General features: G+C 62.0%; 1 protein-coding gene. It reads right to left on the reverse strand.

Translation table 11 applies throughout. From position 1 onward, the window contains the following. On the reverse strand, nucleotides 1-581 hold a 581-nt coding region (locus lacNas_RS00620; protein WP_201346495.1), incomplete at both ends, for a DEAD/DEAH box helicase.

A 581-nucleotide genomic window follows, 5' to 3' on the forward strand; every position in this document is an offset into this window, starting at 1 on the left:
CGGCCCTGTCTGACCTCTTTGAGCAGGTCTGCCGGCGGCGTCGCCGTCAAATAGACCCGGCTGCCGGACTTTTTAACCGCGTTGGCCGCGGCAAAATGCAGCTGGGGGCTGCCAGCGTAAGGAAAAGAATCGATCTCGTCGATAATCAGCAGGTCAAAGGCCCGGTAGTACTTAAGCAGCTGGTGGGTCGTGCAGATGACCAGCTGCTCGTTGGCGACGGCTTTCTCCTCGCGCCCGTGGTACTTGCCGATCTCAATTTCCGCAAAAGCAGCCTTTAGGCGCGGATAAAGCTCATTGACCACGTCGATTCTCGGCGTGGCAATGGCCACCCGGCAGCCGCTGGCAAAGGCCTGGGCCAGCAGGGGAAAGATCATCTCCGTCTTCCCTGCCCCGGTTACGGCCTGGACCAGGCAGTCCTTCTTCTGGGCAAACTTTTCCAGCAAAAAGCGGCTGACTGCTTCCTGGCGCGGCTGCAATTTGCCCGGCCAGGTCAGGCCCGATTTGGCCGGGTAGCTGCTGGCGGCCGCCTGGCGCAGCAGCCATTTGCCCTCATCCAGCCGGCCCAGGCCCACGCATTCGCG

Origin of the sequence: Lactobacillus nasalidis, assembly GCF_016587775.1 — a bacterium.
Classification (GTDB): Bacteria; Bacillota; Bacilli; order Lactobacillales; family Lactobacillaceae; genus Lactobacillus; species Lactobacillus nasalidis.